We start from the raw sequence: 7,262 nt of genomic DNA, 5'->3' as shown, positions 1-7,262 counted from the left end.
ATGCAGGTCGGCGTGGAGGATGCCGAGAAACAGCAGCGCCGGCATGGTGACGTTGAACACCAGCGACGATGCAACGTGGATGAAGTTGTCGTTGATCCAGTTGATGCGCTTGAGCAGCACACCCAAAAACAGCATGGCAAACACCGGCGCGGTGATGGTCAGGGTGGTGAGGAAGATAGCCAGCATGCCGGGGAGAACCTTGGTGGGTGTCGTCAGGTGGCTAATGATAAGCCATGCAGCCCGGTTCGTCTGGGCAACCCCGAGCAAATGTGGGAGCTGGCTTGCCTGCGATGGCGCAGTGTCAGTCGATGCATTCGTTACTGATACACCGCCATCGCAGGCAAGCCAGCTACCACAGAGTCCGTGCTGGTCTCAGGTGATGGGCGCGGGGTTGAACAGGGTGATGTCGTTATGCAGCTTATGCCGCTGCGCCCACGTCTGTTTCTTGCCGCTGGCCACATCCAGGTAGAAGTGGAACAGCTCCCAGCCCAGCTCCTCGATGGTCGCACGCCCGGTGGCGATACGCCCGGCGTCGATATCGATCAAGTCCGGCCAGCGCTGCGCCAGTTCCGTGCGCGTTGAGACCTTCACCACCGGTGCCATCGCCAGCCCGTAAGGCGTGCCACGCCCGGTGGTGAACACATGCAGGTTCATCCCGGCCGCCAGTTGCAGGGTGCCACAGACAAAGTCGCTGGCCGGCGTGGCGCAAAAGATCAGGCCCTTGCCCTTGAACCGCTCACCCGGGCCAAGCACGCCATTGATCGCGCTGCTGCCGGATTTGACAATGGAGCCCAGGGACTTCTCGACAATGTTCGACAACCCGCCCTTCTTGTTGCCCGGCGTGGTGTTGGCGCTGCGATCCGCCTCACCCTTGGCCAGATAACGGTCGTACCAGTCCATTTCCCTGACAAGTTCCTGGGCAACTTCCTTGCTCTCGGCGCGCGACGTCAGCAGGTAGATGGCGTCGCGCACTTCGGTGACTTCGGAAAACATCACCGTCGCCCCGGCTCGCAACAGCAAATCCGAGGCATAACCCAACGCCGGGTTGGCGGTGATGCCGGAAAACGCATCACTACCGCCGCATTGCATGCCCAGGATCAGTTCGGACGCCGGCACGGTTTCCCGGCGACGCTGGTCGAGCTTCTTCAAGCGGGTTTCGGCCAGTGCCATGATCTGCTCGATCATTTCGGTAAACCCGTGGCTGGAGTCCTGCAAGCGGTACAGCCACGGCTCACTGAGGTCGACGGAACTGTCGTTGTCGTGCATCACCTGCCCGGCCTGCAGCTTTTCGCAGCCCAGGCTGATCACCAGCGCTTCGCCGCCCAGGTTCGGGTTGCGTGCCAGGTTGCGCACGGTGCGGATCGGGATGTAGGCATCGGTCGCGGTGATGGCCACGCCACAGCCGTAGCTGTGGGTCAGCGCCACCACGTCGTCAACGTGCGGGTACTTGGGCAGCAACTCGTCCTTGATGCGCTTGACCGCATGGTCCAGCACACCAGTGACGCATTGCACCGTGGTGGTGATGCCGAGAATATTGCGCGTGCCCACGGTGCCGTCGGCGTTGCGGTAGCCCTCAAACGTGAAGCCTTCCAACGGCGCCTGGGTTGCTGGCACCTCGGTCGACAGCGGCAAGCTGTCCAGCGGCGGCGCAGTCGGCATGCGCAATTGGTCTTCCTGCACCCAACTGCCACGCGGAATCGGCGCCAGCGCATAGCCGATGGTCTGGCCGTAGCGAATAATCTCACCGCCTTCGGGGATATCTTCCAGGGTCACCTTGTGGCTCTGTGGAATGAAATCCACGGTGACCAGGCCGTCCGGAAACTCGGTGCCGGCCGGCACGCCCTGGTCGTTCACCACGATCACCACATTGTCGCGCGCGTGCAAACGAATCGAGCGCGGCGAGTCGGCATGTTCAATCAACTGCATTACATCGCCCCTCAGGAGTGCGCTTGGGTAAGGTTAGTCAGTTCCGGCCCTTTGCTTGGCGGCTCTTTGAGCACCACGCGCTTGATCGGGCCGACGATCACCAAGTAGCTGAACACCGCCAACAGCGCGTTGGCGCCGACGATCACCAACGCCCACTTGAACGAGCCGGTGGTGGCGATGATGTAACCAATGACGATCGGCGTGCTGATGGACGCCAGGTTGCCAAACATATTGAACAAGCCGCCACTGAGCCCGGCGATTTGTTTCGGCGAGGTGTCGGACACCACCGCCCAACCCAGTGCGCCAACGCCTTTACCGAAGAAGGCCAGGGCCATAAAGCCCACCACCATCCATTCGATATCCACGTAGTTGCACGCCACGATGCTGCACGACACCAGCAAGCCACCAATGATTGGCGCCTTGCGCGCGAAGGTCAGCGAATGCCCCCGGCGCAACAGGTAATCGGAAATCAAACCGCCCAACACGCCGCCGATAAACCCACAGATGGCCGGCAAGGATGCAATGAACCCCGCCTTGAGAATGGTCATGCCACGCTCCTGCACCAGATACACCGGGAACCAGGTCAGGAAGAAATAGGTGATGCCATTGATGCAGTACTGGCCCAGGTACACGCCGAGCATCATGCGGTTGGTGAGCAGTTGGCGGATGTAATCCCACTTCGGCCCGTCGGTTTTCTGGCCTTTGGTTTTGTCCTGGTCCATGTCGACCATCGCACCGTTGGCCGCGATGTGGTTGAACTCGGCTTCGTTGATCATCGGATGCTGGCGCGGGCTGTGGATAAGTTTCAGCCAGATCAGCGAGAACAGGATGCCGATGCCGCCCATCACGATAAACACGTGCTGCCAGCCGAAGCTGTAGACGATCCAGCCCATCAGCGGTGCAAACAGTACCGTAGCGAAGTACTGCGCCGAGTTGAAAATCGCCGAAGCAGTGCCGCGTTCGGCCGTAGGAAACCACGCCGCCACAATACGGGCGTTTCCGGGAAACGAAGGCGCCTCAGCCAGGCCCACCAAAAAGCGCAGCATAAACAGCGCAACAATCGCGGTGGAAACCCCGAACTCACCCACATAGCCTTGCAGCACGGTGAACAGCGACCAGGTGAAGATGCTCAGCGCGTAGATTTTTTTTGAACCGAACCGGTCCAGCAGCCAGCCACCGGGGATTTGCCCGGCCACGTAGGCCCAACCGAATGCAGAGAAGATATAACCGAGGGTGACCGCGTCGATGCCGAGGTCTTTTTGCAGGCTGGAGCCGGCGATGGCGATAGTGGCTCGGTCGGCGTAGTTGATCGTGGTCACCAGGAACAGCATGAGCAGGATCAAATAGCGGACGTGAGTCGGCTTGGTCGCTTGCATGAAGATGTACTCCCACTAATTATTTTTTTTGCGGGTAATGGTCTTGTTGTATGCGGGACCGGCTTTATGTGGGAGCTGGCTTGCCTGCGATACAGGCACCGCGGTGTGTCAGGTACACCGCAGTGATGCTATCGCAGGCAGGCCAGCTCCCACACAAGCAGGGCTCGCAGGTGTTACGAACCGATGTAGCTGGTTTTCACCACGGTGTAGAACTCTTGCGCATAGCGACCTTGCTCACGCGAACCATAGGATGAACCCTTTCGGCCACCGAACGGCACGTGATAATCCACGCCAGCGGTCGGCAGGTTGACCATCACCATCCCGGCCTGGGAGTGGCGCTTGAAGTGGTTGGCGTACTTGAGCGACGTCGTGGCGATGCCCGCCGACAGGCCGAACTCGGTGTCATTGGCCATGGCCAGCGCCGCCTCGTAATCCGCAACACGCACCACATTGGCCACCGGGCCGAAGATCTCTTCACGGCTGATACGCATGGCGGCTTCGCTGTCGGCAAACAGCGTCGGCGCCAGGTAGTAGCCTTCGGTGTCACAGGTCACCAGGCCGCCACCGCTGACCAGCCGCGCGCCTTCGCTTTGGCCGATGTCGATGTACTTCATGTCCTGGTTCAACTGGGCCTGGGAGACCACCGGGCCAATGTCTGTGCCGCTTTTGAGCGCGTGGCCGACTTTGATCGACTTCATGCGCTCGGCCATGGCCGCGACGAACTGGTCGTGGATACCGGCGGTGACGATCAAGCGGCTGGAGGCGGTGCAACGCTGGCCGGTGGAGTAGAACGCGCTCTGTACCGACAGCTCGACGGCCTGTTTGAGGTCGGCGTCATCGAGGATGATCTGCGGGTTTTTACCGCCCATCTCCAACTGTACTTTGGCCTGGCGCGACACGCAGCTGACCGCGATCTGACGCCCGACGCCAACCGAACCGGTAAAACTGATGCCGTCGACTTTCGGGCTGTTGACCAACACATCGCCGACCACACGGCCGCTGCCCATCACCAGGTTGAACACACCGGCCGGGAAACCGGCGCGGGAGATGATTTCGGCCAAGGCCCAGGCGCAACCCGGCACCAGTTCTGCCGGTTTGATCACCACGCAGTTGCCGTAGGCCAGGGCCGGAGCGATTTTCCACGCAGGGATGGCAATCGGGAAGTTCCACGGCGTGATCAGGCCGACCACACCGAGGGCTTCGCGAGTGACTTCAACATTCACGCCTGGGCGTACCGATGGCACGTAATCGCCAGACAAGCGCAGGCATTCGCCCGCGAAGAATTTGAAGATGTTACCGGCGCGGGTCACTTCGCCGATGGCTTCGGGCAGGGTCTTGCCCTCTTCCCGAGCCAGCAAGGTGCCAAGTTCTTCGCGGCGGGCGAGAATTTCGCTGCCGACTTTATCCAGTGCATCGTGGCGTGCCTGGATGCCGGACGTCGACCAGGCCGGGAACGCGGCGCGGGCGGCATCGATGGCGGCGTTGACTTGGGCTACATCGGCCTTGGCGTATTCGCCAATGACATCGGACAACTCCGACGGATTGATGTTATTGCAGTAGTCGGCACCGGCCACCCACTCGCCATTGATGTAGTTTTCAAAACGTTTGGCTTGGGACACAAATCTTCTCCTGACGCAAAAGGCCGCTGATTACTCAGCGGCCTTGTTGATAAGTTACTGCGGACCTTGCTTGTCGATCAGCGCGGCCAGGGCTTCGTATTCTTCCGGCAGCAGGTCGGTCAGCGGCGTGCGCACCGGGCCTGCGTCGTAACCAGCAATTTTGGCGCCCGCCTTGACGATGCTCACCGCGTAACCGGCTTTACGGTTGCGGATATCGAGGTAAGGCAGGAAGAAGTTGTCGATGATCCTGGCAACGGTGGCGTGATCGTCCTGGGCAATCGCGTGGTAGAAGTCCATCGCGGTTTTCGGGATGAAGTTGAACACCGCCGAGGAGTACACCGGCACGCCCAGGGCCTTGTAGGCAGCGGCGTAAACCTCGGCAGTCGGCAGGCCGCCGAGGTAGCTGAAACGGTCGCCGAGACGGCGGCGAATCGACACCATCAGCTCAATATCACCCAGGCCATCTTTATAGCCGATCAGGTTCGGGCAGCGCTCGGCCAGGCGTTCGAGCAAGGGTGCAGTCAGGCGGCAAACATTGCGGTTGTAGACCACTACGCCGATTTTGACCGACTTGCACACGGCCTCAACGTGGGCGGCGACGCCGTCCTGGCTGGCTTCGGTCAGGTAGTGCGGCAACAGCAGCAAGCCTTTGGCGCCAAGACGCTCGGCTTCCTGCGCATATTCGATGGCCTGACGGGTCGAACCGCCGACACCGGCGAGGATCGGCACGCTGGTGGCGCAGGTATCAACGGCGGTCTTCACCACTTGGGAATATTCGCTGGCGGCCAGGGAGAAAAACTCACCGGTGCCGCCGGCGGCGAACAAGGCGGTGGCGCCATAAGGGGCCAGCCATTCCAGACGCTTGATGTAGCCCGCCTGGTGGAAGTCACCCTGGGCATTGAAATCGGTTACCGGAAAAGACAGCAGACCGTGGGAGAGGATGGACTTCAGTTCTTGTGGATTCATTATTCGAACACCCTGGATGAAGACTTTCTGTCGAAAGGTTGTTGTTGGTTTTGATGATGTCGTACGTCATCGTACAACTATAAAATGATTCGTCAACTGCAATTCATCGGGCTTCATCCGCAGGCACGTGTTTAAACGCAGCTTCTTGACGTAGGAAATTATTCCTCTATGCTCTGAATGACTGTATGCATATACAGTTATTACGGAAGATTCCTACGACATAGCAAGGAGCTAACATGTCAGGTCTTGAACTCGCAGCACCCGAAAAAACACCGCCCACCCTACGTTTTGAAGGCGCTGAACACACTGCCATCGGCGATGACACGCTGCTGCGTTTCGTCAAGGACGCCCCGGCGATTCCTGCGCGGCAAGTCGAATTGCACCTGCCCAACGGTCTGGCGCTGACCTACGGCCAAGTGATTGCCCTGGGCGGTGACTTCTATGGCATTCCCGGCCAGGCCATCAGCGATGGCGCCTCCCCGGCCGACCGTGTGCAACGTTTTACCGCCGCTTTCAACTCACTGGCGGTGCTACCGGCCTCGCGTGAAGAAGCCGGGAAAATCCTCGCAGTCATGCAAAAGGAGATCAACGCGGTCAACCAGGCCATCCGCGACGGCAAACAACCCCATGAAGCCTATGACGCGCTGGGTGATACGTTGTCCGAAGAATGGAACCGCATTACCGGCGGCGGCAGTGCGGTTTCGGCGCTGATTCCACTGGGGCGTTACTTGAAGCTGGCAGCAGACAACGCCGACCACTTTGGCGAATGGGCGCTGTCGGCGTACCTGGCCGGCCATACGGCGGCACTGCAACAGGCGGTCATCGCGCACCAGACTGGCACCGACCAGGCGCTGGAACTGGCGTATGCAATGAACAGCTTTGCCGATCACTTTTTGACCGATCTGTTTTCTGCCGGCCACCTGCGCGTGCCGCGCAAGCAATTGGCGGCGGTGGTCACGCCAGGAGAGTTGGGCTCACTGATCAGCCGCTTCATGCACGACGAAGACAGCAAGTTCGGGCTCAAGGTACGCAATGCCAAGGGTGATCAATGGCACGCCTATGGGGACAAGCGCTACTTCGATGCGATCGACGCGGACAATCGGGCCATGGTTAAACGTGCAGTGCAGGCCTCGGCCGATGAGATCTTCGAGACCTTTATCAGCGGTGTCGCGCCCTCCCCGGCCAGCTTCAAGGCACCGCTGTATGTGCCGGACCTGAATGCTGCGCAGAACCCGGCGAACAACTTTTCGCCGCTGTTCAAGATGGAGGGTGACAAGGTGCTGCGCCGCAAGGACGTGAATGACCTGAACGACAAGCACTGGACCAATGATTGGTGGGGCTGGAGCACTTACCTGCTGCTCAAGGACTACAAGCC

5 protein-coding genes and 1 pseudogene are annotated in these 7,262 nt (G+C 60.1%); 1 reads left to right on the top strand and 5 read right to left on the bottom strand.

What is annotated here, in order from left to right:
* From FEM54_RS19515 to kdgD, 5 genes and pseudogenes are all read right to left on the bottom strand, one after another.
* Positions 1–186, bottom strand: a pseudogene (locus FEM54_RS19515) (AEC family transporter); the annotation flags it as partial.
* A gap of 186 nt (positions 187–372) precedes the next feature.
* Complete coding sequence (gene garD / locus FEM54_RS19505) at positions 373–1,926, bottom strand: galactarate dehydratase (RefSeq protein ID WP_017138258.1); 1,554 nt, start codon at positions 1,924–1,926, stop codon at positions 373–375.
* 11 nt (positions 1,927–1,937) lie between these two features.
* Positions 1,938–3,302: an MFS transporter gene (locus FEM54_RS19500; RefSeq protein WP_138452546.1), complete on the bottom strand. Its 1,365-nt coding sequence runs from the start codon at positions 3,300–3,302 to the stop codon at positions 1,938–1,940.
* Between the two features lie 173 nt (positions 3,303–3,475).
* The gene (locus FEM54_RS19490) at positions 3,476–4,921 is read right to left on the bottom strand and encodes an aldehyde dehydrogenase family protein (protein WP_138452544.1); all 1,446 of its coding nucleotides are present in this window, start codon (positions 4,919–4,921) and stop codon (positions 3,476–3,478) included.
* A 54-nt stretch (positions 4,922–4,975) separates the two neighbouring features.
* Positions 4,976–5,887 carry a 5-dehydro-4-deoxyglucarate dehydratase gene (kdgD, locus tag FEM54_RS19485; RefSeq protein ID WP_138452542.1) on the bottom strand — a complete coding sequence of 304 codons (912 nt, stop codon included), beginning with the start codon at positions 5,885–5,887 and terminating at the stop codon, positions 4,976–4,978.
* Positions 5,888–6,123: 236 nt separating this feature from the next.
* Between kdgD and FEM54_RS19480 the strand changes: the two genes are divergently transcribed.
* A partial coding sequence (locus tag FEM54_RS19480; protein WP_138452540.1) for a phospholipase occupies positions 6,124–7,262 on the top strand: 1,139 nt, incomplete at its 3' end.

Origin of the sequence: Pseudomonas edaphica, assembly GCF_005863185.1 — a bacterium.
Lineage (GTDB): Bacteria > Pseudomonadota > Gammaproteobacteria > Pseudomonadales > Pseudomonadaceae > Aquipseudomonas > Aquipseudomonas edaphica.
The sequence above is the reverse complement of the archived record's forward strand: the minus strand, read 5'-3'. Positions and strand labels throughout refer to the sequence as shown.

Coding starts and splice junctions, on each gene's coding strand:
- garD (WP_017138258.1), bottom strand. CDS start 1,926: ATGCAGTTGATTGAACATGCCGACTCGCCGCGCTCGATTCGTTTGCAC.
- FEM54_RS19500 (WP_138452546.1), bottom strand. CDS start 3,302: ATGCAAGCGACCAAGCCGACTCACGTCCGCTATTTGATCCTGCTCATG.
- kdgD (WP_138452542.1), bottom strand. CDS start 5,887: ATGAATCCACAAGAACTGAAGTCCATCCTCTCCCACGGTCTGCTGTCT.